Origin of the sequence: Nonomuraea sp. GTA35 (assembly GCF_041950525.1) — a bacterium.
Lineage (GTDB): Bacteria > Actinomycetota > Actinomycetes > Streptosporangiales > Streptosporangiaceae > Nonomuraea.
Genome location: NZ_JBGNUV010000002.1, coordinates 859874 through 885926, shown reverse-complemented (window position 1 = coordinate 885926; position 26053 = coordinate 859874). Strand labels below are relative to the sequence as shown.

The following is a 26053-nucleotide window of genomic DNA, read 5'->3' as shown; positions in this document are numbered from 1 at the left end:
CTCCCGCAGCGGGGCGGGCGCGCTTCCCGCCCGGGCGTGCCTCAGCGGCGCGGCATGAGGACGGCGACCGCCGCGCCCGCCACGCAGATGAACGACGTCACCAGGAACATCTCGGTGTACTCGGTGTGCAGGGCCGCCTGCACCTGGGCGGTGTAGTCGGCCAGCCGCCGCTGGTACGTCTCCGGATCCACGCCGAACGGGAGCGGCGTGTCCAGCTGGGCCGTCAGCGACTGGAACCGGTAGAACCCCCACGCCGACACGGCCGCGATGCCGATCAGCATGCCCATCATCCTGGCCACCACGACCGCCGCCGACGCCACCCCGTGCTGCGCCGCCGTGCTCACCCGCAGCACCGCCGACGACACCGGCGCGATCACCAGGCCCAGACCCAGACCGGCGAGCACCAGGTCGCGGTCCATCACCAGACCCGAACCGGCCAGGTCGAGCGGCCAGCGGCTCATCAGCCAGTAGCCTCCGGCCGCCAGCGCCATGCCCGCCACCGCCACGACCCGGTCGCCCAGCCTGCGCGCCAGGAGCCCGCCCAGCAGGGCCGCGACCGTCAGCGCCGCCAGGAACCTGGCCAGGACCAGCGACGCCGCCAGCGCCTCCTTGCCCAGCAGGGTCTGGGCGGCGAGCTGGACGAACACCATGGTCACCAGGAGCGCGGCCCCGGCCAGGAAACTCACGCCCAGGGTGGCCAGCAGCGGACCCTTGCGGGTGGTGGTGAGGTCGAGCAGGCGTACGGGGGAGCGGATCTCCCACCAGACGAACGCCACGGCCACCAGCACCCCGGCCGCGATCACCGGTGGACCCCACGGGGGGAGGACGGCGGTGGCGGGGTCGGGGTTGTACAGGCCCACGACCAGCAGGGCCAGCGCCAGCGCGAGCAACGCCCCGCCGACCACGTCCACCCTCCCGGCCGCCGCCTCTGGGGCGATCGTGCGCGCGTCCGGCCCGTCAGAGGCCGCCGTGCTCGGTTCGCCGGCCGGGGCCGCGCCCGGCGTGCCCGGCCCGCTGCGCGAGGCAGCGCCCGCGTCCGTGCTGGTCGCCGCCGCAGGGCCCGCGCCGGGGGACGTGGCCTCCTCGCCGGCGGACGCCGGGACGGGGGCGAGGGTGCGGGGCGGGACGGTGAAGTGGATGGCGAGGGCGGCCAGGGCGGCGAGCGGGACGTTGATCCAGAAGATCGCGTGCCAGCCGCCCAGCTCGATCCCCGCCACCACGGCGCCGGGCACCCCGGCCAGCAGCCCGCCGTACAGGGGCCCGAGCGCGCTGCCCAGCTCCTGCGCCGCCCCCACCGCGCCCAGGGCGGCCGGCCGCTCCCGCTCGTCCCACAGGTCCCCGATGAGCGCCATCGTGATCGGCAGCAGCGCGCCCCCCGCCACCCCCTGCACGGCACGCCCGGCCACCACCATGACCTCCCCGGCCGCCAGCGCGGTCAGCACCGAGCCGAGCGCGAAGGCCGCCAGGCAGGCGTGGATGAGGGGACGCCGGCCGTACCGGTCGGAGAGCTGGCCGAGCAGCGGCATCGCGGCGACGTACCCGAGCAGGAAGCCCGTCACGATCGGCGTGGCCCGCTCCAGGTGGTTGAGCGGGATGCCGACGTCCTCGGCGATGTCGATGAGGACCGTCACCACCACGTACGCGTCCAGCGCCGCCAGCAGCACCACCGCGCCGCCCGTGCCGAGCACCACCCGGCGGGCGCGCCTCATCTCGCCGGCCTCACTCGGCGGCGGGCGGCGTGATAGTCACAGGGGCGTCGTAGTCGCTGAACGACACCGTGACCGTACCGCCCTGCAACGGCAGGCTCGCCCTGGTGAGCCGGCTGGTGGCCTGGTCGAGCCAGACCTTGCCGTTCACGCCCTGCGTGACGCCCGGCACGATCGGCGCGACGACGTTCGCGGGGAAGGTGGTGGCGACCCGGTAGGAGCCGTCCTCGACGCCCTCCACCTTGGGGTCGGTGGCCGAGGCCAGCAACTGCGCGATGCCCTTGGTGGGCTCCAGGATCACCGACGGGTCGTAGAACTGCGCGAGCTGCGCCCGCGTCATCTTCTGGAAGCCGCCCGTCGGCCCCTTGAAGTGCACCGTCTCCCCGACCAGGGCGAAGGAGACCTCCTGCAGCGTGCCGAGGACGTCGAGCGTGAGCGTGCCGTCGGCGTCGCCCTCCGCCGTCAGCCGGCCGTCGGCCTTCTTGACCGGCACCTGCGGCTTGCCCTCGGTCGCGATCGAGAAGCCGGCCGACTTGACGGCCTTCATGGACTCGGAGGCCTTCTTCATCAGCTCGGGCCCGGCGGGCAGCTCGGCCCCGCCGCCGCCCGATGAGCACGCCGCCACTGACGCGAGCGCGGCCACGACGAGGAGTCTTCTGAGCATGACCGGATCGTATCGACCACCGGCGGAGGCCGTGCGCCGTCGCCGGTATCGGTTGGGTGTCAGCGCAGCTTCTTCAGATGCTCCACGAGAGGCGCGTACGCCTCCTCGATCGCGTCGAGCTGGTCGTCGGTGAGCCGGTCGACGAAGTGCTCGCGCACGCTCGCCACGTGGAACGGAGCCACCCGCTGGATCGTGTCCCACCCCTCGTCGGTCAGCACCGCGAACGTGCCCCTCCGGTCGTCGCGGCAGTCCTCCCTGACCACCAGGCCCTTGGCCTCCATGCGGGAGATCTGGTGCGACAACCGGCTGCGCGACTGGATCGTCGCGTCGGCCAGGTCGCTCATCCGCATGCGCCTGCCCTGGCTCTCGGAGAGGTTGACGAGGATCTCGTAGTCGTTCAACGAGAGCGAGTGCTCCTGCAGCTCCCGGTCGAGCCGGTGCATGAGCAGCTTGTGCAGCGCCAGGTGCGTACGCCAGGCACGCTGTTCGGCGGGTGAAAGCCAGCGAGGCGCGCTCATGATCCCCAATCTAGCGCACGTACAGTTGAACGCCATGGGAGAGGGCAAGTCAGGGGAGAGCCTGGGCACCGTGCTCGTCGCCGGCGCCGCGAACCTCACCATCGCGCTGGCCAAGCTCGTCGCCGGGCTGATCGGCGGTTCGGCGGCCATGCTGTCGGAGGCGGCGCACTCGGCGGCCGACACCGTCACCGAGCTCCTGCTGCTGGTGGCGGTGCGCCGCTCGGGCAAGCCCGCCGACCGGCGGCACCCGTTCGGGTACGGCAAGGCCGGCTTCCTCTGGGCCATGATGGCGGCGGTCGCGACGCTGGTGGGCGGGGCCGGGTTCTCCGTCACGCACGGGCTGCACGAGATCGGCCATGGCGAGGAGCTGTCCAACCTGACGCCGTCCTACGTCGTGCTGGCCGTCTCGTTCGTCATCGAGGCCGTCTCGTTCTCCAAGGCGTACAGGCAGTTGCAGGGCGAGGCGCGCCGCTACGACGTGAGCCCCTTGCGGCTGGCGCGGCTCACCTCCGACACCGCGCTGAAGGCCGTGCTGTTCGAGGACGCCGCCGCGCTGGCCGGGCTGCTCATCGCCGGTGGGGGGCTGCTCGGCTCGCAGCTGACCGGCTCCGCGCTCTGGGACGGCGCCGCGTCGGTCGCGATCGGGCTGCTCCTGCTGGTCGTCGCGCTCGTCCTGATCCGGTCGAACCTGTCGCTGCTCATCGGCCAGGCCGCGCCGCAGGGCATCGAGACCGGCATCCGCGCCGTGCTGCTGGCCCAGCCCGAGGTGGAGGACGTGGTGGAGCTGCTGACCATGATGATCGGGCCGGGCGAGGTGCTGGTCGCCGCGAAGATCGACTTCAGGGACGAGGCCAGTGCGGGGGGCGTGGAGATCGCCTGCGAGGAGGTGGACCGGCGGCTGCGGGAGCGGTTCCCGGGGGTCAGGCAGGTCTTCCTCGACCCGACCCCGACCCGCCGCCGTTCATGAGTCCTGGCCCGGGACGGGCACGCGCCGGGCGGGGCTGTCGGTGATGACCGCCACCCTGATGTCCGGGCCGGCGCTCCACTCCAGCAGGTGCCGGCCGGTCAGGTCCTCGCCGCCCTCGCTCACCTTGTCGAGCGTCAGCTCGCCCCGCTTGATGAGCGCCTCCTTGCGCGTCCAGTGCCTGATCAGCTCGTCGTTGCCGGTGACCATCGCGCGCTCGCGCGGGGTGAGCACGCGGTCGGCCAGCACCGTGTCCAGGGGGCCCGGGCGGACGCGCTCGGCGTCCACCCCGACCTTGCCCGGGCCTGCCGCCGCGCACACGTAGCCGCGCGTGTGGCTGAAGCTGACGCCGAGGTCGGGGGCCTGCTCGATGGACGGCCTGCCGTGCCCGAAGCCGTGCAGGTCGCAGTACTGCAGCAGCGTGAGCTCCGCAGGGTCGGCGCCGAGCACCTCGGCGGCGCAGAGCCGGACGAGGAGGTGGGCGGCGATGAAGATGGTGCGGTCGTGGTCGAACTTGAAGCGGGCGGCCCGCTCCTGCTCCACCTCGGTGAGCCATTCGTCGGGGGCGCGCACCTCGTCGGGGCGGCCACCCATCGCTAAGGGGCCGATCGTCAGTCCTTCTTCTTCTTGTCGTCGCCGTTGAGGTTGTACTGGTCCTCCGACGCCGCGCCGAGCACGGTCACGTCATGAATCTTCCAGGTCCCCTTCTCCTTGACAAGGCTGATCTTAAGGTGGGAGTCCTTGACCGAGCGGATCGCCTCCGAAGTGTTCACCTGTTGGTCCACCACGACGATGGCGTGGGCGGTGGCCTCGTCCACGTCCGCCAGGTAGACCTCGCGTACGGTGGCCTGCGAGGTGGCCTTGAGCTTGACGATGACCTGGGCCATCGCGCCGCCGAACGCCGCGTCGTACGTGGTCAGGAAGTCGCCCGTGGCCTGGGCGGCGAGGGTGGAGCGGGTGTTCTGGAGGTTCTGGTAGTCGTAGCTGAGCAGGGCGCGGCTGAACGCGCTCGCCGCGCCGGACACCTCCAGGCGCAGGGCGCGCTCCGACTCCAGGCCGGCGCGGGCGTCCTCGGCCTGGGCGGCGGAGATCCACTGCAGGACGGCGGTGGCGGTGATCGCGGTCACCAGCATCGCGGCCAGCGCCCCGACGACCTTGGCCCGCGTGAAGCGCCTGCCCCGGGAGGGCGGCTCGCCGCCGGCCGCGGCGCCCGCGTCCGGCTCGCCCGGCGGGGCGTCCTCGGGCTCCGGCTCGGACTTCGCCTCGGACTTCGCCTCGGACTTCGCCTCGGGCTCCGGTTCGGGTTTCGGCTCGGGCACGTCGGCGGCCGGCGCGCCGTCCTCCCGGGCCTCGGTGGCCGGGGTGGTGGCCTCGGGCTCGTCGGTCATGGTGACTCCTCACGGCGGCGGGCGGCCCGGCCCGCCGCGATCCAGCCCACGATGCCACCGCTCACCACCACGGCGAGGAAGATCGCGGCAACCAGCGGGACGATGTTCATCGGGGTTCCGGACGCGGTCCGGGTGCCGGCCGCGGCCTTGGGCGACTCGGTGCCGGTGCTCTCCTGGGAGGGCTGCGGGGTGTCCTCCTCGCCACTGGGGTGCCCGGTGGGCCGGGAGGCGTCGGCGTGCCGGTCGGCGTCCGGGGCGGGCCCGGCGTCGGGGCCGGGGTCGGGTGCGGGCGCGCGGGAGGGGCAGGACCGCACCTCGGGCACGGTGGGCGGCCCGAGGGGGCCCGCGTATTCCTCGGCCGGCGTCGGCCCGCCCGGCACGCTGAAGATGAACGACGCCTTCCCGTACACGGTCCCCCCGCGCCGGTCGCTGATGTCGTCGGCCAGGGTGAGCGCGGTCGGCACGATGCTCAGCAGGTGGTGCACGTTCCGCCCGGTCGCCGCCGAGAAGGCGGGCTGGTGCGGCAGCCCCGCCGCCGTGAGCAGGCACGAGAATCCCGGCCTGGACGTCCGCACGGCCGCGTCGAGCTGCGCGAACACGCCGGGCCCCTGGTCGAGGAAGGCGTTCAGGTCGCTGCGGGACGCCCGCAGCGCCGCCGTCACCGCGCTCAGGTCCGAGATCCCGGAGGCCAGCTCGCCGCGCTTGCCGGCCAGCGTGTGGGTGAGCCGGGTGAGCTGCACCGACAGGTCGTCGAGCAGCTCGGCGTTGTCGGCGAGGGTCCCGGTCAGGGCGTGGGCGTCGTCGACGATGCGCCTGATCGCGGGCGCCCGCCCGTCCAGGGCGACGGCCAGCTCGTGCACGATGGTGTCGGCGTCCTCGGGCGGCACCGCGTTCAGCAGCTTGCCGACCCCTTCGAACAGCTTCTTGTAGTCCAGCGGCACCGTCGTCCTGGCCAGCGGGATCGTGTCGCCGGGGGCGAGCGCGGGCCCGGCGACGCCGGTGGGCGGCGGCGAGAGCGCCACGTACGGCTCCCCGATGGCCGAGCGGCGCCGCACCTCGGCCGTGACGCCCTTCGGCAGCCGGATCTCCCTGTCGATGTCCAGCCCCACGACGATCCTGCCCGGCGCCAGCCGCACGTCGCCGATCTTGCCGACCCGGACGCCCAGGTACGCCACGTCGAAGCCGCGGATCAGCCCGGGGGAGGAGACGAACTCGGCCGACACCCGGTACGGCCGCTCGATCGCGTCCAGCCGGATGATCGTGCTGAACGCCCAGATCGTCATGACGATCCCCAGCAGCACGAAGAACCCGAGGTTCACGTAGATGCGGCTTCTCATCGCGGCGGCTCCAGCAGCAGGCTGAAGTCCCCGCCGCGCTCGCGTACGGGGGTTCCGCGCACGCTCGGCAGCAGGCCCTTCAGCCACACGTAGATCAGCACCTGCCCGTTCACGGTGATCGGCGGCGTGTCGATGAACGCCTGCAGCTTGGCCACCAGCGCCTTCAGGTCCTCCTTGCCGCGCTGCATGGCCGTCGAGACGGCCTCCAGCTCGCGCAGCAGCGTGCGCAGCCGCTCGGCGTGGCGCGGGTAGACGGTGAGGTTGGCCTGCTCGGCCAGCTTGGTGAGCGCGACGATCGTCCGCTTGACGTGCCTGCGGCCGTGCGCGAGGCGTTCGGTGGCCGCGGCCAGCGTGCCCGGCAGCCGGTCCAGCTCGGCGCTGCCCTCGGCCAGGTCGTCGCCGAGCCTGGCCAGGGCGTCGATGGAGGTGCCGAGGTCGCGGCGGGCGGCGGCGTAGGCGTCGGTGACCTGCGCGGTCTGCCTGATCAGCCGGTTCACCTCGTCGCCCTGGCCGGCGAAGGCGGTGGAGGCGGCCTCGAGGATGGCGTTGACGTCCTGCGCGCCGAGCGCCTCGATGAGCGGCCCGGCCTTGGCGGTGACCTGCTCGATGTCCGGCTCGACCGACGTCCCGGCGATCGTGGCGCCGTCCTTCAGGTACGGGCCCGTGGCGAGGTTCTTCCCGGCGGGCGGGGCGAGCCGGACGTAGTTCTCGCCGAGCACGGACGTCTTGGCCACGGTGGCCGTGCTGCCCTCGGGCACCCGGTGCGCCGACTGCACCGACATGGTCACCCTGGCCCGGTAGCCCTCCAGCCGGATGCCGGTGACCGTGCCCACGCGTACGTCGGCGATCTGCACGCTGTGCCCCGTCACCAGGCTCTGCACGTCGTCGAAGACGGCGTGCAGAGTCAGGTCGCCGGTGGTCGCGCCGAGCGTCTGCAGGGAGCACCCGGCGGCCAGGGCGAGCGCCGCCAGCCCGGCGGCCAGCCGCCTGATCATCGCGAGCCTCCCCGGCGTTCGAAGGGGCAGTTGCTCAGCCCGGCCGGCAGGCACGGCACCGGGCCCAGGTTCAGTGCGTCGAACAGCGGCGTCAGCCACGCCCTGGTCATCGCGTTCAGCACGACGCGGATCTTCAGCACGTGCTGCTTGCGGTCCCAGGAGTCGATGAGGATGTCGGCGAAGTCGGCGGCGCCCTTGACGGCGCGCGCGGTGGAGGCGCTGTTGGCCCGGACCGTCAGCACCAGCTCGGCCAGCGTCGTGGCTGCCCTGGGCAGCCGTTCGGCGTACTGCTCGATGATCACGTCGCCGCGCCGAACGAACCCGGCCATGGCCGTGACGAACCCGCGCAGCCGCCGCCGCTCCTCCGCCAGGATCGCGCTCGCCTCGGAGAAGGCGTCGATGGCGCCGGTCACCTGGCGCTCGCGCTCGTTGAGGCTGGTGGCCAGCTCGTTCAGGCTCCTGGCCAGGTCCACGAGCTGCTGGTCCTGCTTGGCCAGGACGCCGGTGAGGTCGGCGGTGTCGGCGATCGCGTCGTTGATCGTCTTGCCGCGCCCGCGCACCCCGTCGGCCAGGTCGCCCGCCACGTCGCCCAGCTTCTCGTCGTCGAGCGCGTCGGTCAGCTTGGTGAACGCGTCGAGCGCCTCGTCGATCTCCACCGGCAGGTCGGTGCGCTCCAGCGGGATCGTCGCCCCGGCCTGGATCCGCTGGTCGCCCGGCTTCCACGGGGGGTAGAGCACGACGTTGCGCTCGCCCAGCGTGTTCTGCGGCGCGACCACGGCCTTGACGCCGGACGGCAGCGGCACGTGCCGGTCGATCCGCAGCTCGACCCGTACCTTGTCGCCAGATATCCGGATCCGGTCCACGTAGCCGGCGTCCAGGCCCATCACCTTGACCCGCGCCTCCTCGTACAGGGAGGGCGCCTGGCTGAAGATCGCCACCAGCAGGTACGGCCCCGCCCCGCCCACCGAGCAGCCGGAGGCGAGGAGCGTCCAGGCGAGCAGCACCGCCGCGAGCCGCCTCATCGGTCGTTCTCCCTGTCCTCGGCGATGGCGGCCAGCACCTCGGGGTTGATCGGCCCGAGGCCGGTGGCGATGGCCTCCAGCCACGGCCCCTGCCCGCCCATCGTGGCCAGCCCGGAGAACGTCGGCCCCGCCCACGCCAGCAGCGAGTTGAGCCGCCCGGTGCTGCCGCTGAGCCGGGTGGTGATGGCCGCGTTGTCGTCGAGCACGCGCACCAGCGTCCTCTCGTGCTCGGTGATCAGCCGGGTGGTGCTCTGCACCAGGTCGCTGCCGTCGCCGAGGATGGTGCGCAGCTCGTTGCGGCGCCTGCGCAGCTCGCTCAGCATCACCTCGACGGCGTCGATGAGCCGCCCGAGCTGCGCGTCCTTCTTCTCCAGCAGCTCCATGACCCGGGTGCCGTTGTCGAGCAGCTCCTGTAGCTGCGGCTCGCTCCTGCTGATGGTCTCCGACAGGTCGCCGATGTTGTCCAGGAGCCGGGTGACGCGCCCGTGCTTGAAGGTGTCCAGCTTGCCCAGCTCGGCGAGCAGGTCGTCCACGGCCTCGGTGTCGAGCCGCTCGACCAGCCTGGTGGCGTCCTTGACGGCGTCGTTGATCAGGGTGGGCACGCCGGTCCGCTGCACCGGGATGCGCCGCTGGGCCTCGGGGAGCTGGTCCAGGTACGGGGGCGCGACCGCGCCGGTGAGCTTGACGTACCGGCCGCCGAGCAGGTTGGACAGGGCGATGTCGGCCCGCGTGGAGCGGCCGAGCCGCACGCCGTCGTCCACCTTCCAGGTCACGACCACGTGCCCCTGGCCGTAGTCGGCCCGCACCTCGGTGACCTTGCCCACCCGCACCCCGGCGACGCGCACGTCGTTGCCGGTGCGCAGCCCGCCGGAGTCCACGAACACGCCGGACACGGTGTAGCCGCCCTCCAGCAGCCCCAGGTTGCCGACCAGGAACGTGGCCGCGAGGACCACGGTGAGCGTGGCCAGCGAGACCAGGCCGACGGCGTGCTTGTTGCGATCCCGGAACGACTTGAGCGCCATCACCGGCCCACCAGCAGCTTCCTGAGGTCCTTCTCGCTCTGGATGCGGGTGTTGCGCAGCGGCGGCGGCGTCTGCATCCCGTACGGGCAGGGCGCGGCGCTCAGCGCCAGGCAGGGGACGGCGGTGATGAAGTAGTGGCCCCGGTTGACCGACGAGTACGCCCGCGTGAGCAGCGGCGGGAAGGTGTCGACCACCTTGTCGATCTCGCCCACGTGCCGCCTGATGCCCCCGGTCAGCCCCGACAGGTTGTCCACCAGCCGGCCGAGCTCGCCGGCGTTCTTGCCGAGCACCTCGTTGGAGGTGTGGAAGGTGGCCGACAGCTCCACCAGCGCGTCGTCCACGAGCTGCCGGTTGTCGGCGAACGCCTCCGACAGCGTGACCAGGTTGTCCACCAGCCGCTCGATCTGCTGGTCCCGCTTGGCCACCACGCCGGTGACGGTGGCGTAGTCCTCCAGGAGCCGCTCGATGGTCTGCCTGCGCTCGGTGACCGTGGTGGTGATCGCGTTGACGTTGTCGAGCAGGCGCGGGATGTTGCGGTCGTTGCCCTTGAGCGAGGTGGCGGCGGCCGTCAGGAGCTGGTTGATCTGCTCGGGGTCCAGGCTGCGGGTGAGCGGGCCGAGGTCGCTGACCAGCTCGCCGATGTCCACGACGGAGGAGGTGCGGGTGATGCGCGAGCCGGGCGGCAGCCTGCCGGGCGCGGTGCCGGGCAGCAGGTAGACCACCCGCTGTCCGACGGCGTTGCGCCAGCGGATCGCGGCCTCGGTGTCCGTGGGAACCCTGACCGCGTCCTGCACCTCCATCGTCACCTCCGCCCGCCCGTCCACGACCCTGATCGTGTCCACCTGGCCGACCGGCGCTCCGGCGATCTTCACCTGGTCGCCCTCGACCAGCCCCGACACGTCGTCGAAGACGGCGGTCAGCCGGTAGCCGCCGCCCGTGCTCACCCGGGCGATCTGCACGGCGATGAACACGATCAGCGACGCGGTCAGGCCGATGAACAGCACGAAGCGCAGGAAGGTCCAGCGGCGGCGCACGCGTTCCATCAGCGCCTCCCGTCGGTCGGGCCGCAGGCGCCGACGATCAGCTCGCAGATGTCGGTGGCCACGAACGCCTCCACCTGGAGCTGCCGGCTGTTGCCCGGCCCCGGCGCCTCGATCAGCTCGTTGAGCAGGTCGACCAGCCTGTTCAGGCCGCGCACGCCGTCGCCGGCCAGGCCGAGCTGGGCGTAGATGAGCGCGGCCACCCGCTCGCCCGAGTGCACGCCGGCCCGCAGGTTCCGCCGGTGCTTGGGCAGGCCGTGCGTGACCTGGCCGGAGACCGAGGTGATCTCCTGCAGCAGCACGCGGACCTTGTCGGCCCGCTCCAGCAGGTCCGGCGTGATGACGTTGACGTCGGAGGAGATGGAGACGAGGTCGTCGCCCTTGTCCGACAGCGCCGTGCCCAGCAGCGCGGCGTCGTGCAGGAACTGCCTGGCCCGCTGCCGGTGCCGGTGCGCCACGTCCACGACGGTGCCGGCGTCGCCGATCAGCTCGCGCAGGTCCTTGCCCTGCCCCTCCAGCCCCTTGGCCAGCGTGTGCACGATGACCGTGACCTCGCGCGGATCGACCGCCTCCAGGCCCTCGTAGGCGTCGCCGAGGGTGTCGGACAGGTCGAGCGGGTCCCGGGTGTCGGTGATGACGGCGCCGGCGGCCAGGTAGGGGCCGGTGGTCTCGCCGGAGCCGGGCTCCAGGCCGACGAACTTGGGGCCGAACACCGACGCGGGCTCCACGGTGGCGACCGTGGTCGCGGGCAGCCTGACGGTCACGTGCATGGTGACCACGGCCTTGCCCTCGGCGTCCAGCGACAGGTCCGTCACCTCGCCCACCGTGATGCCGCGGATCTTGACGGGGGAGCCGGTGTCGAGGCCCTGGCCGGCCCGGCCGAACACGGCGTCGATCCGGGTGCCGGGGACCTGCGTGGCGGCGCGCACGGCGTACAGGGCCGCGGCGGCGAAGACGGCCAGCACGGCCAGTGCGATGCCCAGCCGGGCGGCGAGAGGGAGATCAGCTCGGGCCACCGGCTCACCCCGTCAGCGGTATGTTGCCGCCGCCGCCCCAGAACAGGTACGACAGCAGCAGGTTGAGCAGCACGATCGTGACGATCGACTGGCGGATGGCCCGGCCCGCCGCCACCCCCACGCCCACAGGCCCGCCCGTGGCGTGGAAGCCGTGGAAGCAGTGGATCACGACGACGGCGAAGGCGAACACCGCGACCTTGGCGACGCTGAACACGATGTCGCTGACCGGCAGGTACAGGTAGAAGTAGTAGTCGTAGACGCCGGGCGCCAGCCCGAACAGCACGGTGCACATCAGCCGCGTGGCGAAGAAGCTGGCGAACAGCGCGATGAGGTAGATCGGCACCAGCGCCAGCAGCGCCGCCACGACCCGGGTGCAGATCAGGTAGGTGAAGGCGTTGATGCCCATCACCTCCAGCGCGTCGATCTCGTCGGAGATCCGCATCGCGCCCAGCTCGGCCGTGAACGACGAGCCGACCTGCGCCGCCAGCGCGGTGGCCGCGATGATCGGGGTGATCTCGCGGACGTTGGCGAAGCTGCCGACCAGCCCCATGAACGACTCCGCGCCGATGGCCTGCAACCCCTGGTAGCCCTGCAGGCCCACGGTCGCGCCCACGACGAACGCCATCGTGAACACCACGAAGATCATGCCGCCGCCGATGACGGTCGCCCCGACGCCCACGACGACGTCGCTGACCTGCCGGAGGACGACCTTGAAGTACTTCAGCCGCAGCACGACGTCACGTACGGAGTAGAACAGCACCCGCCACACGAACAGCGGCCAGTCGGCCAGCGACGCGAACCGCTCGGCGGCGTCCCGCCCCTTCAGGGCGAGCCGGAGGCCGGCGGTCCGCGTGACCATCAGAGCGACCTCGGCGGGTAGGCCAGGAAGTACACGGCCGAGATCACGTAGTTGAACGTGAACACCAGCATGAACGTCACCACGGTCGCCTGGTTGACCGCCCGCCCCACCCCGACCGGGCTGGTCGCGCACGTCATGCCCTTCCAGCAGGCCACGCCCGCCGCGACGAACCCGAAGATCCACGCCTTGAACAGCGTCACGTACAGGTCGGAGGCCACGACCAGCGACAGCGCCCCGTCGAAGTACGCGCCGGGCGTGACGCCCTGCACGACGACGTTGAAGAAGTAGCCTCCGGCCGCGCCCGCCACGATGACCAGCGGGCACAGGCAGACCGCGATCGTGCTGGCCGCCCACATGCGCGGCGTGACCAGGCGATGGATCGGGTTGACCGACATGACCTCCATCGCGCTCAGCTCGTCGCGGATGTGCCGCGCGCCGATGTCGGAGGTCATCGCGCTGCCGCCGGCCCCGGCGATGAGCAGCGCGCTGGCCAGCGGCGCCACCTCGCGGATGAGGCCGACGAAGACCGCGCTGCCGGTGGCCGAGCCGGCGCCGAGCTGCCTGGCCAGCTCGCCCACCTGCAAGGCCACGGTGGCGCCCAGCGGCAGGGCGACCAGCAGCACGGGGACGCTGGTGACGCGGGCCAGGAACCAGCACTGGTCGACGAACTCCCACCACCAGCGCCTGACGTCCCAGCTCCGGCGCAGGCCCTCCAGCACGATGACGAACAGGTCACCGACCTGGCCGAGGGCCGAGCCGGCCCGCCGCCCGACGTACCCGGACCAGGCCATCACCACCTCCGCCGCCTACGGATCGCCAACCCTACTGACGGGCTGTCCAGTAGGCCATGGCTTGGCGGGAATTTGCGCGAAAGGTATGAGGGCCCGGTCGGGCCTTGTCAGCCGGGTACGAATAGTGGCCGTTCCGTTACAGCAGGGCGCCCATCCACGACTCGATCTCGTCCGGGTGTCGGGGGAGCGCGGAGGACATCAGGGTGGCGCCGCCGGCGGTGATGACCAGGTCGTCCTCGATGCGGACGCCGATCCCGCGCAGCTCCTCCGGCAGCGTCAGGTCGTCCGGCTGGAGGTACAGGCCCGGCTCGACGGTCAGCACGTGACCCTCCTCCAGGACACCGTCCAGGTAGACCTCGGCGCGCGACTTCGCGCAGTCGTGCACGTCCAGGCCGAGCATGTGGCCGCTGCTGCACAGCGTGTAGCGCCGGTACAGGCCCGTCTCCATCAGCTCGTCCGTGGACTGGTCGAACAGGCCCCAGTCGCGCAGCCCGTCGCAGATGACGCGCATGGCCGCGAGGTGGAAGTCGCGGAAGCGGGCACCCGGCCTGAGGGTGGCGATGGCGGCCGTCTGGGCCTCGTACACCAGCTCGTACGCCTGCCGCTGCACGGCGCTGAACCGGCCGGACATCGGGAAGGTCCGGGTCACGTCGGCGGTGTAGAGGGTGTCGGCCTCGACCCCCGCGTCCATCAGCAGCAGGTCGCCGGCGTCGAGCGCGCCGTCGTTGCGGATCCAGTGCAGCACGCAGGCGTGCGCGCCGGCGGCCACGATGCTGTCGTAGCCGACGGCGTTGCCCTCCAGCCGCGAGCGCAGCCCGAACACGCCCTCCAGGTACCGCTCGCCCCTCGGGTGCCCGAGCGCCCGGGGCAGCGCGCGCACGACGTCCTCGAAGCCGCGCGCGGTCGCCTCCACGGCGCCCTGCAGCTCGCCCAGCTCCCACTCGTCCTTGACCAGCCGCATCTCCGACAGGAACGACTCCAGCTCGGCGTCCCCGTCGCCCCTGGGCACCCGGGCGTCCACGGAGGCGTCCACCCCGCGCAGCACCCTGGCCGGGCCCTTCAGGTCCAGCTCGCGGATGTGCGCGCAGTCGATCTGGTACAGCTCGGCCGCCTCCGCCAGGTCGGGGCGCGGGCCCGCCCAGAACTCGCCGTAGCGGCGGTCGCGGTAGAACTCCTGGCCCTCCTCGCGCGGGGCGCGCGGCCTGACGTACAGGACCGCCTCGCCGGACGGCTCGATCACCAGCACGTCGTCCGACTCGGTCGCCCCGGTCAGGTACGAGTACGCGCTGTGCGGCCTGAACCGGTAGTCGCAGTCGTTGCTGCGCACCTTCAGCGTGCCCGCCGGGATCACCAGCCGCTCGCCGGGGAAACGCTGCGCCAGCGCGGCCCGCCGCTTGGCCGCCCAGGGGGCGATCGGCCGCGCGCTCACCCCGGCCCGGCCCTGCCGCCCCCAGCCGGTGCGCATGAAGGCGGCCAGCTCCTCAGTGACGGGCAGGTCGTGGCTTCCGGTGTTGAGCGGCTCGGTCATCTCGCAGTCCTTGGGTGATATTTCGGTCTTTGTACGGGATTTCGTACGCCAAGCAGCCTACGTGACCCATTGACTCCGTCCCCAGGGGCTTGTTTGCCTGGATGCAGGCTTGGAAGACTGAGGGCAGAGGTGGTGCACATGCTCATCGGGACGATCCTTCGCGGCAAGGGCAGTGGCGTGACGACCGTGGCGCCGGAGGCGACCGTGCGGGAACTGCTCGCCAAGCTCGCGGAGCACAACATCGGAGCCGTGGTCGTCTCGACCGACGGCGAGGTCATCGAGGGGATCGTCTCCGAGCGCGACGTCGTGCGGCGCCTGCACGACCGCGGCGCCGCGATCCTCGACGCCCCCGTCTCGGCGATCATGACGACCGAGGTCACCACGGTCGGCCCCGGCGAGAACGTCGACTCGCTGCGCCGCACCATGACCACGCAGCGGTTCCGGCACATGCCGGTGGTCGAGGACGGCCGGCTCATCGGCATCGTCAGCATCGGCGACGTGGTCAAGAGCGCCATCGAGGAGCTGGAGACGGAGAAGGCGTCGCTCGTCGACTATCTCCACCGTTGACAGGGATGGCACTCTTGGTCCGTGATGTACGGGCCCCCGCCTCCTGACTATCCCCGGTATCCCGAGTACCCGCGGGCGACGAGCAGTCCGCCGATCATCGTGCTCGTCTCGGGGCTGGCGGCGTTGCTGGGGTTCCTGCTGGGCGTGCTCGTCGGGTTCGGGGCGGGGACGACGACTGAGGAGCCCGAGCCCCAGGTGACGGTGACGGTCGAGGACACCCCGCCGGAGGGGACGCTCCCGGAGCAGACCTCACCGCCCCCGGCGCAGACCCAGCCCGGCCAGACGGGACAGCCGCAGCCGGGCCAGACCGGGCAGCCCCAGCCGGGGCAGACAGGGCAGCCCCAGCCGGGCCAGACCGGACAGCCCCAGCCGGGGCAGACAGGACTGCCTCAGCCCGGCCAGACCCAGCCTGGCCTCGGGGTCACGACGCCGGGCGGTGGGGGTGGCGCCACCGCTCCCGCCATCGACCTCTCCTCCCTCCTGCGCACGCTCGTCGTCGGCACCGACATCCAGCCCGGCACGTACCGCACGACCGGCCCCATGTCCGGCTTCCCGATGTGCTACTGGGCCAGGCTGCGCACCACGACCGGCGGCGTGATCGCCACCGGCATGCCGAACGGCCCGGCCACCGTCACGATCCAGGCCACGGACAAGGCGTTCCAGACGGGCGGCTGCGTGGAGTGGACCCGCGCCTGACGCGCCTTCCTGACCGAAGCGGTGGACAACACGGCAGAAACGCGCAATTCTGTCGGACGACAGAGAGGAGGCACGCCCGGGCGTGCTGGCGTGTCGTCCCTGCGGTCCATGGGCCACGCCACTCCGGCGTCCCTGGCCAGGACGCGTAGCGGAGAGTGCGGAACAGCACGCGTGAGCCACCGATCCGAACCGTTTTCGTTCGTGAGGAGTGACCATGCGTCTTTCCGTACTCGTCTCCGCGGCCGCCCTGGCCGCCACCGCCCTCGCCACCGCCCTCGTCGCCACCCCCGTCCAGGCGGCCACCGCCCTGCCGGCCCCCGTCGCCTGCGACGGCTGCTGGAAGCCCGCGCTGAACACGAGCTGGGAGTGGCGGCTGTCCTCCCTGCCGGCCAAGCCGTTCCTCGACGTGCAGATGTACGACATCGACGGCTTCGCCGCCGCCGAGAACGGCACGATCGTCAAGGCGCTCAAGGCCGCCAAGCCCGGCCGCAAGCTCGTCTGCTACATCAGCGCGGGCTCGCACGAGGACTGGCGCCCCGACGCCGACCGGTTCCCGTCCGGCGTGCTCGGCAAGCCGCTGGACGAGTGGGAGGGCGAGCGCTGGCTCGACATCCGCCAGTACACCGGCAAGCTCGGCGAGATCATGAAGGCCAGGCTCGACATGTGCAAGGCCGCCGGGTTCGACGCCGTGGAGCCCGACAACGTCGACGCCTACACCAACGACAGCGGCTTCCCGCTCAAGGCCGCCGACCAGCTCGCCTACAACGCCTGGTTCGCCAACGAGGCGCACAAGCGGGGCCTGTCCGTCGGGCTCAAGAACGACGTGGCCCAGATCCCGCAGCTCCTGCCGTACTTCGACTTCGCGGTCAACGAGCAGTGCTGGCAGTACTCCGAGTGCACCACCGCGCAGAACGGCACGTACGGCTACGACCAGTTCGTCAAGGCCGGCAAGGCCGTCTTCCACGTCGAGTACGAGCTGAAGACCTCCCGGTTCTGCGCGAGGTCCAACGCCCAGAACTTCAACTCGCTGAAGAAGACCTACGACCTGGACGGGACCCGCACCGCCTGCCGGTAGAGGTGTTGGCACTGGTAGGGCGAGCGTAGGAGGATGCGCTCAACCCACCAAGGAGGAAACATGTCGGTGTTGCGGAGCTTCGTGGACAGCGTGCGCAGCGGTGCCATCGAAGTGATCGATCTGACGGCGCCCCTCTCTGCCCAGACGCCGATCCTCCAGCTGCCCGAGCCGTTCGGCAACACGATCCCGTTCCGGCTGGAGGAGATCAGCCGGTACGACGATCGCGGCCCGGGCTGGTACTGGAACGACATCCACACCGGCGAGCACACCGGCACCCATTTCGACGCCCCCGTCCACTGGGTCACCGGCCGCGACGGTCACGACGTCTCCCAGGTGCCCGCGCGCAGCCTGATCGCGCCCGCCGTGGTGCTCGACTTCACGGCGGAGGCGTCGAAGGACCCCGACTTCCTCCTGCAGATCGACCACGTCAAGGAGTGGGAGCGGGCCAACGGCCCGCTGCCCGACGGCGGCTGGCTGCTTTACCGCACCGGCTGGGACACCCGCTCCGGCGACCAGGCCGCCTTCCTGAACGCCGACGAGACCGGGCCGCACACGCCCGGCGTCTCCGTGGAGTGCGCGCGCTGGCTGGCCGCCGAGAGCCCCATCCTCGGCATCGGCGTCGAGACCGTCGGCACCGACGCGGGCGCCGCCCACTCCTTCGACCCGGCCTTCCCCTGCCACTCCTTCCTGCTGGGCGCGGGCAAGTACGGCCTCACCCAGCTCCGCAACATCGACCGGCTGCCGGTGACCGGCGCCGTCGTGGTCGCGCCGCCGCTGCCCATCGTGGGCGGCTCGGGCAGCCCGGTGCGCGTGCTGGCCCTGGTGGAACGTTGATCGTCGCGGAAGCCGTCGGCCGGGCCCTGGCCGCGTGCGGGGCGGAGGCCGTCTTCGGGGTGGTCGGCAGCGGCAACTTCCACGTCACCAACGCCCTCGTGGCGGGCGGCGCGCGCTTCGTCGCCGCCCGCCACGAGGGCGGCGCCGCCACCATGGCCGACGCCTACGCCCGGATGAGCGGGCGGGCCGGCGTGGTGTCGGTGCACCAGGGGCCGGGGCTCACCAACGCCATGACGGGCCTCACGGAGGCGGCCAAGAGCCGTACGCCGCTGATCGTGCTCGCCGGCGAGGCCACCGAGGCCCGGTCCAACTTCCACATCGACCAGGCCGCCCTGGCGACCGCCGTGGGAGCGGTGGCGCTGCGGGTCACCTCGGCGCAGGCCGCCGTGGAGCAGGCCGTGGAGGCGTACCGGGTGGCGGTGGGGGAGCGCCGCACGGTGCTGCTGAACCTGCCTCTCGACGTCCAGTCCGCCCCCTACGAGGGGCCCGGCGACGTGGCCGGGCTCGCCGCCGGGCTGCTGCGCCCGGCCGGCAGCCCGGGTGAGGCCGCCTCGTCCTGGGCCGGCTCGACTGCCGGCTCGCCTGCCGGACCGGTGCCGGAGGAGGAGGCGGCGGCGCTGGCGGGGGCCCTGGAGGCGGCCCGGCGGCCGGTGTTCATCGCCGGGCGCGGCGCCAGGCACGCGCGCCGCGAGCTGGAGGAGCTGGCCGGGCGGACGGGCGCTCTGCTGGCGACGTCCGCGGTGGCCAGGGGGCTCTTCCGCGGCAGCCCGTGGGACCTGGACGTGTCCGGCGGGTTCGCCACGCCGCTGACCGCCGAGCTGATCCGCGGGGCCGACCTGGTCGTCGCCTGGGGCTGCGCGCTGAACATGTGGACCACCCGCCACGGCTCGCTCGTCGCGCCCGGCGCCAGGGTGGCGAAGGTGGACCTCGACGCCGCGGCGCTCAAGACGCACGTCCCCGCCGACCTGGGCGTGGTGGGCGACGTGGCCGCGGTCGCCCGGGCGGTGACGGCCCGGGCCGTGCAGGCTTCCGGCTACCGTACGGCCGAGGTGGCCGAGCGCATCCGGGCGGGGGGGCGCTGGCGGGCCGTCCCGTACGAGGACGAGAGCGGCGGCGGGCGGATCGACCCGAGGACGCTCACGATCGGCCTGGACGAGCTCCTGCCCCCGGAACGGATCGTCTCCGTCGACTCCGGGAATTTCATGGGATACCCGTCGATGTTCCTCGATGTCCCGGATGAGGGCGGGTTCTGCTTCACGCAGGCGTTCCAGTCGGTCGGGCTGGGCCTGGCGACGGCGATCGGCGCCGCCCTGGCCCGCCCCGACCGCCTCCCGGTGGCCGCGCTCGGCGACGGCGGCCTGCTCATGGGCCTGGCCGAGCTGGAGACCGTGGTCAGGCTCGGGCTGCCCATGGTGATCGTCGTGTACGACGACGAGGCGTACGGGGCCGAGGTGCACCACTTCGGGCCGCACGGTCACCCGCTCGACACGGTCACCTTCCCGCCGGCCGACCTGGCCGCCATCGCCCGCGGACACGGCCTGGCCGCCGTGACCGTCACCGGGCGGGAGGACCTGGCGGGCGTGGCCGGCTGGCTGGACGGCCCGCGCGACCGGCCGCTGCTCGTGCACGCCAAGGTGGCGGGGGAGCGCGGCTCATGGTGGCTGGAGGAGGCCTTCAAGGGGCACTGAACGCACCCGGCCCGCGGGGGCGGGTGTTCAGAGCTTGCGGAAGGCGCGGGCCTCCTCGGCGGCCGCCAGCACGTCGGCCAGCGGGGCGCCCGCGCCGGCCGCCACCGCCGCCGCCACGGCGCCCTCCACGAACGGCACGTCCGCCACCACCACCCGCCCGTCCTCCTCCAGCAGCCGGGCGGTCAGCACCGAGCTGCCGAGATCCGGGATGATCACCACCCCGAACCCGCTGTCGACGCCGCGCACGGCCGCCTCGATGAGGTCCACGCTCGTGCCCAGCCCGCCGTCCTCCGTGCCCCCGGCCGCCGCCACGGGCGCGTCCTCGCCCGCGATCCCGCGGACCAGCGCCGCCGTCTCGGCCGCCAGCCCGGCGCTGTGCGAGACCAGCACCAAACCCACCATCACGCCGCCCCGCCACCTCCCGTCGTCGCCCCGCCGCCCACCACGGGACCCGTGTGTCCCGCCACGTTCATCCGGCCACGTTCATCCGGCCACGGTCATCCAGCCACGGTCATCCGGCCACGGTCATCCGGCCACGGTGGCCAGCGCCGTCATGAACAGCGTCGCCGACGCCGCGCCCGGGTCCTCGTGCCCGATGCTGCGCTCGCCGAGGTAGCTGGCCCGCCCCTTCCTCGCCTGCATCGGGATCGTGGCCTTGGCGCCGTCCGCGGCAGCGCGCGCCGCCTGGTCGAGCGCCTGGCGTACCCCGACCCCGTCGCGTACGGCCAGGGCCAGCGCGCGGGAGGCGGGGGCCAGGGCGTCCACCATGGTCTTGTCGCCCAGCGCGGCCTTGCCCAGCCGCTCGACCGCGACCACGCCCTCCTCGAACGCCGCGGCGAACCCGGCCAGCGTCACCGGCGTCTCCAGCGCCTTGCCCATCTGCCGGAACAGCGACCCGTACAGCGGCCCCGAAGCGCCGCCGACGCGGCGGATCAGCGTCGCGCCCGCCGTCGTCAGCACCTGCGACTCCGACTCGATCGCCGTGTCGGCCAGCGCCTTGAGCACCTCGGTGAGGCCGCGGTCGAGGTTGGTGCCGTGGTCGGCGTCGCCGATCGCCGCGTCCAGCCGGGTCAGCCGGTCGCGGTCGGCGCGTACGAGCCTGGCCGACTCCTCGAACCAGGCCACGAACAGCGCGGTCTCCATCACCGCCCCCAGCGCAGGCCGGGCGTCTCGACCGGGGCGTCCCACAGCCGGGTCAGCCTGTCGTCGAGCCGGCAGACGGTCACGGAGAAGCCCTGCATCTCCAGGCTCGTCACGTAGTTGCCCACCAGTGACCGTGTCACCCGCGCCCCCTTGCCCTTGACGAACGCCGCCACCTCGGCGAACACCACGTACAGCTCCATGAGCGGGGTGCCGCCCATGCCGTTCACCATCACCAGCAGGTCGCCCTGGAGCGGCAGGTCGCCGTGGATCGCCTCCATGGCCACGCCCGCCAGCTCGCGTGCCGACACCATCGGCACCCTGGCCCGGCCGGGCTCGCCGTGGATGCCGATGCCCAGCTCCACGTCCGTCTCCGGCAGGTCGAAGGTGGGCTTCCCGGCCGCCGGGACCGTGCAGGAGGACAGCGCCACGCCGAACGACCTGCTGCGCTCGTCCACCTCGGTCGCCACGGCGGCGACCTCGGCCAGCGGCGCGCCCTCCTCGGCCAGCGCCCCGGCCATCTTCTCCACGAACAGCGTCGCGCCGGTGCCGCGGCGGCCCGCCGTGTAGAGGGAGTCCTGGACGGCCACGTCGTCGTCCACCAGCACGCCGGTCACCTCGACGCCCTCGGCCAGTTCGGCGGCCATCTCGAAGTTGAGCACGTCGCCGGTGTAGTTCTTGACGATGTGCAGCACCCCGGCGCCGCCGTCCACGGCCTTCGTGGCCTCGATGATCTGGTCGGGAACCGGCGAGGTGAAGACCTCGCCGGGGCAGGCGGCGTCCAGCATGCCGTGACCGACGAACCCGGCGTGCAGCGGCTCGTGCCCCGAGCCGCCGCCCGAGACCAGGCCCACCTTGCCCGGGCGGGGGCCTTCCGCCCGGTAGACCACCCGGTCGTGGACGCGGAGCGACGGGTGGGCCGCGGCCATGCCGTTCAGCGCGTCTTCAACTACGGAGTCCGCCGAGTTGATGAGCTTCTTCATGGTCAAAACATCTGCCCGTTTTCACGACCGCGCAAGCGTCGTGGCGCGGGCGGGGTGGATGTCGTCCGCAGCCGGAGCCGGCGAGGGCCGTCACGCCCGGCCACGACGTCGATCCGACCGGCATCAGGCGCACCGCCCACGGCGGCCTGCGGGGGCACGGTGAGCCTCCCGACTACCGTGACACCCGCCCGAGTAGGTTACCGTCTGCACATGGCTGAGATCGTGTACCCGCCGGTGATCGCCGCCGCGCGGACCCTCTTTCGCGTGCTCGACATCCGCTTCCACATGGAGGGCACCGAGCACGTGCCGCGGTCGGGGGGCGCGGTGCTGGTGAGCAACCACATCAGCTACCTCGACTTCATCTTCGCGGGGTTCGCCGCGCTGCCGTCGAAGCGGCTGGTGCGCTTCATGGCCAAGGAGGACGTGTTCACGCACCGGATCTCGGGGCCGCTCATGCGTGGGATGCATCACATCCCGGTGGACCGGGGGGCGGGCGCGGGCTCGTACGCGACGGCGCTGCGGATGTTGAAGGCGGGCGAGGTGGTCGGCGTGTTCGCCGAGGCCACGATCAGCCGGTCGTTCACCGTCAAGGAGATCAAGAACGGGGCGATCCGCATGGCCATGGCCACCGGCACCCCGATCATCCCGGTGAGCCTGTGGGGCAGCCAGCGGCTGTGGACCAAGGGCAGGCCGCGCAAGCTGCTGCAGCGTCACGTGCCGCTCACCATCCTGGTGGGGGAGCCGATGTACCCCAAGCGCGGGGAGAACGTCAACGAGCACACGGCCGACCTGCACGCCCGCCTGTCGGAGCTGGTGGATCGGGCGCAGCGCACGTACCCGGAGGTGCCGCAGGGGGTGTGGTGGCAGCCCGCCCACCTCGGCGGCACGGCCCCGACGCCCGAGGAGGCCGCGGCCATGGACGCCGCCGAGGCCGAGGCCCGCGCCAGGCGCGACTGAGGGCCGGCGGTCCCGGCCCTGGGAGCGGCTACTCGGCGGAACGGCCCCGGGGGTGGCGGTCGCGCCAGATCAGGAAGACGACGCACGACACCAGCGCCCAGGCGGCCAGCACCAGGAACGGCGTCGGCCGCTGATGCCCGCCGAAGTAGACGGCGGTGTGCTGGGCGTTGATGGAGGCCCCCGGCGGCAGCCAGCGTCCGATCTCGCCCAGCGGCGACGGCAGCAGCGGCCAGGACACCGCCCCGCCCGAGGACGGGTTGCCGAGCAGCACCATCAGCCCCCAGGTGGGCACCATCGCCCAGCGCCGGACGAGCGTGTTGAACATGGTGAAGACCATCCCGGAGGCGAACATGGTCAGCGCCAGGATGAACCACGACTCCAGCAGGGGCAGGTCGAGCGCGCCGAGCCCCCAGTCCACGACGGCCACGATGGACAGCGCGCCCAGCGCGGCGTACGCCAGGGTGAACGCGATGCGCTCCCCGGCGGCCAGCGCATCGGCGTTGACGCTGAGCTGGGCGGCCCCGATGAACCCGATGACCACCGCCGCGAGGGTGATGTAGAACAGCGCCAGCCCGCGCGGATCGCCCCGCTGCAGCGGCTTGATGTCCCGTACGGTCAGCCGCACACCGACCCGCGGGGCCACCTTCGGCGCCGCCTCGGTGAGCAACTGCGCCACCGACGCGCCCGAGGCGCTCGACACGTTCAGCGTGACGTGGTCGCCGCGCACCGCGATGACGCCGAAGACCCGCTGCTCCTCGACCGCCTGGACGGCCTGCTCGAAGGAGTTGTCGAAGGACAGGGCGAGCGAGGCGTCCAGCGCCTGCTCCAGACCGGCGGCGAAGGCCCTGCCGCGCACGGTCTCATGGCTGACCCCGACCACGGCGACCGGGACGCGGTGCGGGGCCGGGTCGGCCATGGCGTAGGTGTAGGACCCGGCGAAGAGCCCCGCCGCGGCGGCGAGAATCAGCACGATCACGGTCGCCGGGAAGTACGGCGACCCCTTGAAGGCCGTCCAGCGGCGGCTCGTCCGGTCGTCCATGCCCACCCACGCTAGGCACGCGGGCGCCGCGGTCCCCTCGCCGACACGCGGGAACCGCCCTGTGACGACCGGGTCGTCAACCGGTCAGATGGCCGCCTGGTACGCGCTGGCGCGCATGCCCGCCAGCAACCCCGCCGTCTGCTCCGGCGTGTACCTCCGCACCGGATCGTGGTGCAGCAGCCCCTCGATGAGCGGCCGCATCACCCCGGCCCGCCGGGGCGGCGGGTACGGCCCGCTGCGGGCCATGCCGAGCACCGTGGCGGCGTCCTGCCCCGGGTAGGGCGGCTGGCCCTCGATGGCGCTGTAGAGGGTGGCGCCGAAGGACCACATGTCGGCCTCCTTGCTGGCCGGCCCGCCGTGCAGCCGCTCGGGCGCCATGAAGGCGGGCGTGCCGCGCAGGCGGCGGGAGGTGGTCATGCGGATGTCGCCCTCGGCGGTCGCTATGCCGAAGTCGGTCAGCACCACCCGGTCACCGGTCAGCATGACGTTGGCCGGCTTCACGTCACGGTGCAGCACGCCGGCCTGGTGGGCGGTGCGCAGCGCCGCGAGCAGGTGCTGCCCGATGGCCGCCACCGACTGGGCCGGCAGCGTGCCCACCTGCGAGAGCAACTGGTGCAACGAGAGCCCGTCGAGGTACTCCATCACGATCCAGAGCTTGCCGCCCTCCTCGATCAGGTCGTGGACCGTGATGATGTTCGGGTGCGTGAGCCCGGCGGCCATGCGCGCCTCACGCAGCACCCGGCGGCGTACCATCTCGGCCTCACCGGCCAAGGTCAGCTCCTTAAGCGCCACCGTACGGTGGAGGAGCTGATCGAACGCCCGCCAGACGACTCCCATACCCCCACGACCGGCCTCCTCGTTCAGGAGGTACCGTCCGCCGATCTTCCGCATACCATCCCCTCAAGCTCGGGGATAATCATGTCACCTCAGCACAGGCTGTAGGGTGCCTAACGTGATCTGGATATGTCGGAAAGTGTAGGTTCGCTGGTCAGAGGCCCAGAAAATTGATCTGACAAAGCGCGCCATACCAGTCCGACTGCCACCAAACATACTCCTGTGGCGCCCACGAGGGCGGCCGTAAGCCCCGCGAGCTCCGCCACGACGCCGCCCAGGGCCGCTCCCAGCGGCATGCCACCCATCCCGATGAGGCGGTATGCCGAATTGACCCTCCCGAGGAGTCCGGCCGGGATCAGCCGCTGCCGGGCCGAGATCACCAGGACGTTCCCCGCGGCGCCGACCACCCCCCACAGCACGGCGGTGGGGTAGAGCGTCCACGGCGACGGCACGACCACCGGCACCAGGAGCAGCACGCTGGTGGTCAGCCAGTTGCCCACGAGCGTCCTGAGCTCGCCGAAGACCGCCGCCGCCCGGTCGGCCAGCAGCGACCCGAACACCGCTCCCACGGCGAAGGCCGTGGTCATGAGGCCGTACTCGCCCGGCTCCAGCCCGATCCGCGACCCGTCGCCGACCGCCCACAGCACGAAGACGGCGAAGTAGCCGGCGTTGGCGAGGTTGAGCAGGCCGGCCGTGATCGCGAGGCTGCGCAGGATCCGGTGCCCCCACAGGTAGCGCAGCGCCTCGGCGATGTCGGCCCGCATCGGGCGGCGCGCGGGCGGGTCCGGCAGCCGGTACGTGCCGCGCATGCCCAGCAGGAGCAGCCCCGCCGCGCCGTACAGGACGGCGGGGGCGCCGAAGACGGCGGCGGGCAGCGCCACGACGAGGAGGCCCGCGACCGGGGCGCCGACGAAGTCGTTGCCGATCATCTGGGCGGTGGACACCCGGCCGTTCGCCCTGGTCAGCTCCCCGCCGGGGACGGTCATGGGCAGGACGGACTGCGCCGACAGGTCCGCGAACACCTCGCACACCCCGGCCAGCAGCACCGCGGCGAGCAGCAGCCACAGGTTCAGCAGGCCGAGGGCGGCCAGGGCGGTGACGCAGGCGAGGAGGGCGGCGCGGACGAGGTTCGCGCGGACCATGACGCGGCGGCGGTCGGCCCGGTCGGCGATGGCGCCCGCGTGCAGCGCCAGCACCAGCCACGGCAGCGTGGCGGCCGCTCCCACGAGGGAGACCAGGGTCGGGGAGCGGGTCATCGTCACGGCCAGCAGCGGCGCCCCGATCTTGAGTATGCCGTCCGCCAGGTTGGACAGCCCCGTGGATGACCACAGGAAGGCGAACGATCGCCCGAGACGCGCCACGGCTTGCTCCGATAGTGTGTAAGGAAAAG

Annotated in this window: 27 protein-coding genes; 7 read left to right on the top strand and 20 right to left on the bottom strand. The window is 72.5% G+C overall.

From position 1 onward, the window contains the following. Positions 1-41: 41 nt before the first annotated feature. The 3 genes from ACBJ32_RS10725 to ACBJ32_RS10715 are packed head-to-tail and all read right to left on the bottom strand — an operon-like array spanning position 42 to position 2888. Complete coding sequence (locus tag ACBJ32_RS10725; RefSeq protein WP_375126588.1) at positions 42-1709, bottom strand: MFS transporter; 1668 nt, start codon at positions 1707-1709, stop codon at positions 42-44. 10 nt (positions 1710-1719) lie between these two features. After that, on the bottom strand, positions 1720-2370 hold the full coding sequence (locus tag ACBJ32_RS10720) for an LppX_LprAFG lipoprotein (RefSeq protein ID WP_375126587.1): 651 nt from the start codon (positions 2368-2370) through the stop codon (positions 1720-1722). A 59-nt stretch (positions 2371-2429) separates the two neighbouring features. Beyond that, entirely contained in the window at positions 2430-2888 is a 459-nt protein-coding gene (locus ACBJ32_RS10715) for a MarR family transcriptional regulator (RefSeq protein ID WP_357866220.1), read from the bottom strand. Between the two features lie 34 nt (positions 2889-2922). Between ACBJ32_RS10715 and ACBJ32_RS10710 the strand changes: the two genes are divergently transcribed. Then, positions 2923-3855 carry a cation diffusion facilitator family transporter gene (locus tag ACBJ32_RS10710; RefSeq protein ID WP_375126586.1) on the top strand — a complete coding sequence of 311 codons (933 nt, stop codon included), beginning with the start codon at positions 2923-2925 and terminating at the stop codon, positions 3853-3855. On the opposite strand, the gene ACBJ32_RS10705 is transcribed toward ACBJ32_RS10710, so the two are convergent. From ACBJ32_RS10705 to ACBJ32_RS10655, 11 genes are all read right to left on the bottom strand, one after another. After that, positions 3850-4446 (bottom strand): 4'-phosphopantetheinyl transferase superfamily protein, encoded by a 597-nt coding sequence (locus ACBJ32_RS10705; protein ID WP_357866224.1) that lies wholly within the window; start codon positions 4444-4446, stop codon positions 3850-3852. The genes ACBJ32_RS10710 and ACBJ32_RS10705 overlap by 6 nt on opposite strands. A 17-nt stretch (positions 4447-4463) precedes the next feature. Further along, positions 4464-5240, bottom strand: a complete 777-nt coding sequence (locus ACBJ32_RS10700) for a hypothetical protein (RefSeq protein ID WP_375126585.1) — start codon at positions 5238-5240, stop codon at positions 4464-4466. After that, complete coding sequence (locus ACBJ32_RS10695; RefSeq protein ID WP_375126584.1) at positions 5237-6577, bottom strand: MCE family protein; 1341 nt, start codon at positions 6575-6577, stop codon at positions 5237-5239. The genes ACBJ32_RS10700 and ACBJ32_RS10695 overlap by 4 nt, the downstream gene beginning before the upstream one ends. After that, on the bottom strand, positions 6574-7572 hold the full coding sequence (locus ACBJ32_RS10690; protein WP_375126583.1) for an MCE family protein: 999 nt from the start codon (positions 7570-7572) through the stop codon (positions 6574-6576). The genes ACBJ32_RS10695 and ACBJ32_RS10690 overlap by 4 nt, the downstream gene beginning before the upstream one ends. Then, positions 7569-8594 carry an MCE family protein gene (locus tag ACBJ32_RS10685; RefSeq protein ID WP_357866230.1) on the bottom strand — a complete coding sequence of 342 codons (1026 nt, stop codon included), beginning with the start codon at positions 8592-8594 and terminating at the stop codon, positions 7569-7571. Before ACBJ32_RS10685 ends, ACBJ32_RS10690 begins: the two co-directional genes overlap by 4 nt. Beyond that, entirely contained in the window at positions 8591-9616 is a 1026-nt protein-coding gene (locus ACBJ32_RS10680; RefSeq protein WP_375126582.1) for an MlaD family protein, read from the bottom strand. The genes ACBJ32_RS10685 and ACBJ32_RS10680 overlap by 4 nt, the downstream gene beginning before the upstream one ends. Then, positions 9616-10659 carry an MCE family protein gene (locus tag ACBJ32_RS10675; protein WP_375126581.1) on the bottom strand — a complete coding sequence of 348 codons (1044 nt, stop codon included), beginning with the start codon at positions 10657-10659 and terminating at the stop codon, positions 9616-9618. Before ACBJ32_RS10675 ends, ACBJ32_RS10680 begins: the two co-directional genes overlap by 1 nt. Beyond that, positions 10659-11672 carry an MlaD family protein gene (locus tag ACBJ32_RS10670; protein ID WP_375126580.1) on the bottom strand — a complete coding sequence of 338 codons (1014 nt, stop codon included), beginning with the start codon at positions 11670-11672 and terminating at the stop codon, positions 10659-10661. Before ACBJ32_RS10670 ends, ACBJ32_RS10675 begins: the two co-directional genes overlap by 1 nt. Before the next feature lie 4 nt (positions 11673-11676). Next, positions 11677-12531, bottom strand: coding sequence for an ABC transporter permease (locus ACBJ32_RS10665; RefSeq protein WP_357866236.1), 855 nt, complete (start codon positions 12529-12531; stop codon positions 11677-11679). After that, a complete protein-coding gene (locus ACBJ32_RS10660; RefSeq protein WP_080040927.1) occupies positions 12531-13322 on the bottom strand; it encodes an ABC transporter permease in 792 nt (263 codons plus the stop codon). Before ACBJ32_RS10660 ends, ACBJ32_RS10665 begins: the two co-directional genes overlap by 1 nt. A gap of 136 nt (positions 13323-13458) precedes the next feature. Next, positions 13459-14850, bottom strand: coding sequence for an aminopeptidase P family protein (locus tag ACBJ32_RS10655; protein WP_375126579.1), 1392 nt, complete (start codon positions 14848-14850; stop codon positions 13459-13461). Positions 14851-14988: 138 nt separating this feature from the next. Here ACBJ32_RS10655 and ACBJ32_RS10650 point away from each other — a divergent pair, with 138 nt between their 5' ends. From ACBJ32_RS10650 to ACBJ32_RS10630, 5 genes are all read left to right on the top strand, one after another. Then, complete coding sequence (locus ACBJ32_RS10650; protein ID WP_185106564.1) at positions 14989-15417, top strand: CBS domain-containing protein; 429 nt, start codon at positions 14989-14991, stop codon at positions 15415-15417. A 21-nt stretch (positions 15418-15438) separates the two neighbouring features. Continuing rightward, positions 15439-16113, top strand: a complete 675-nt coding sequence (locus ACBJ32_RS10645; protein WP_375126578.1) for a hypothetical protein — start codon at positions 15439-15441, stop codon at positions 16111-16113. Positions 16114-16327: 214 nt separating this feature from the next. Next, complete coding sequence (locus ACBJ32_RS10640) at positions 16328-17188, top strand: endo alpha-1,4 polygalactosaminidase (protein WP_375126577.1); 861 nt, start codon at positions 16328-16330, stop codon at positions 17186-17188. Positions 17189-17248: 60 nt separating this feature from the next. Beyond that, positions 17249-18022, top strand: a complete 774-nt coding sequence (locus ACBJ32_RS10635; RefSeq protein ID WP_357866242.1) for a cyclase family protein — start codon at positions 17249-17251, stop codon at positions 18020-18022. Next, the gene (locus tag ACBJ32_RS10630) at positions 18019-19710 is read left to right on the top strand and encodes a thiamine pyrophosphate-binding protein (RefSeq protein ID WP_375126576.1); all 1692 of its coding nucleotides are present in this window, start codon (positions 18019-18021) and stop codon (positions 19708-19710) included. Before ACBJ32_RS10635 ends, ACBJ32_RS10630 begins: the two co-directional genes overlap by 4 nt. A 27-nt stretch (positions 19711-19737) precedes the next feature. On the opposite strand, the gene dhaM is transcribed toward ACBJ32_RS10630, so the two are convergent. The 3 genes from dhaM to dhaK all read right to left on the bottom strand — a co-directional run bounded on the left by dhaM (position 19738) and on the right by dhaK (position 21833). After that, on the bottom strand, positions 19738-20112 hold the full coding sequence (gene dhaM / locus ACBJ32_RS10625) for a dihydroxyacetone kinase phosphoryl donor subunit DhaM (RefSeq protein ID WP_375126948.1): 375 nt from the start codon (positions 20110-20112) through the stop codon (positions 19738-19740). A gap of 123 nt (positions 20113-20235) precedes the next feature. After that, on the bottom strand, positions 20236-20853 hold the full coding sequence (dhaL, locus tag ACBJ32_RS10620) for a dihydroxyacetone kinase subunit DhaL (RefSeq protein WP_357867063.1): 618 nt from the start codon (positions 20851-20853) through the stop codon (positions 20236-20238). Continuing rightward, the gene (gene dhaK, locus ACBJ32_RS10615) at positions 20853-21833 is read right to left on the bottom strand and encodes a dihydroxyacetone kinase subunit DhaK (protein ID WP_375126575.1); all 981 of its coding nucleotides are present in this window, start codon (positions 21831-21833) and stop codon (positions 20853-20855) included. Before dhaK ends, dhaL begins: the two co-directional genes overlap by 1 nt. Positions 21834-22043: 210 nt before the next feature. Here dhaK and ACBJ32_RS10610 point away from each other — a divergent pair, with 210 nt between their 5' ends. Continuing rightward, positions 22044-22790, top strand: a complete 747-nt coding sequence (locus tag ACBJ32_RS10610) for a lysophospholipid acyltransferase family protein (protein WP_357866246.1) — start codon at positions 22044-22046, stop codon at positions 22788-22790. A 28-nt stretch (positions 22791-22818) separates the two neighbouring features. Here the strand turns inward: ACBJ32_RS10610 and ACBJ32_RS10605 are convergent, their stop codons facing one another. The 3 genes from ACBJ32_RS10605 to ACBJ32_RS10595 form a co-directional block, all read right to left on the bottom strand. Next, entirely contained in the window at positions 22819-23829 is a 1011-nt protein-coding gene (locus ACBJ32_RS10605) for an ABC transporter permease (protein ID WP_375126574.1), read from the bottom strand. 84 nt (positions 23830-23913) lie between these two features. Then, positions 23914-24720, bottom strand: a complete 807-nt coding sequence (locus tag ACBJ32_RS10600) for a serine/threonine-protein kinase (RefSeq protein WP_080040917.1) — start codon at positions 24718-24720, stop codon at positions 23914-23916. Positions 24721-24776: 56 nt separating this feature from the next. Continuing rightward, complete coding sequence (locus ACBJ32_RS10595) at positions 24777-26024, bottom strand: MFS transporter (protein ID WP_375126573.1); 1248 nt, start codon at positions 26022-26024, stop codon at positions 24777-24779. Positions 26025-26053: the final 29 nt, after the last annotated feature.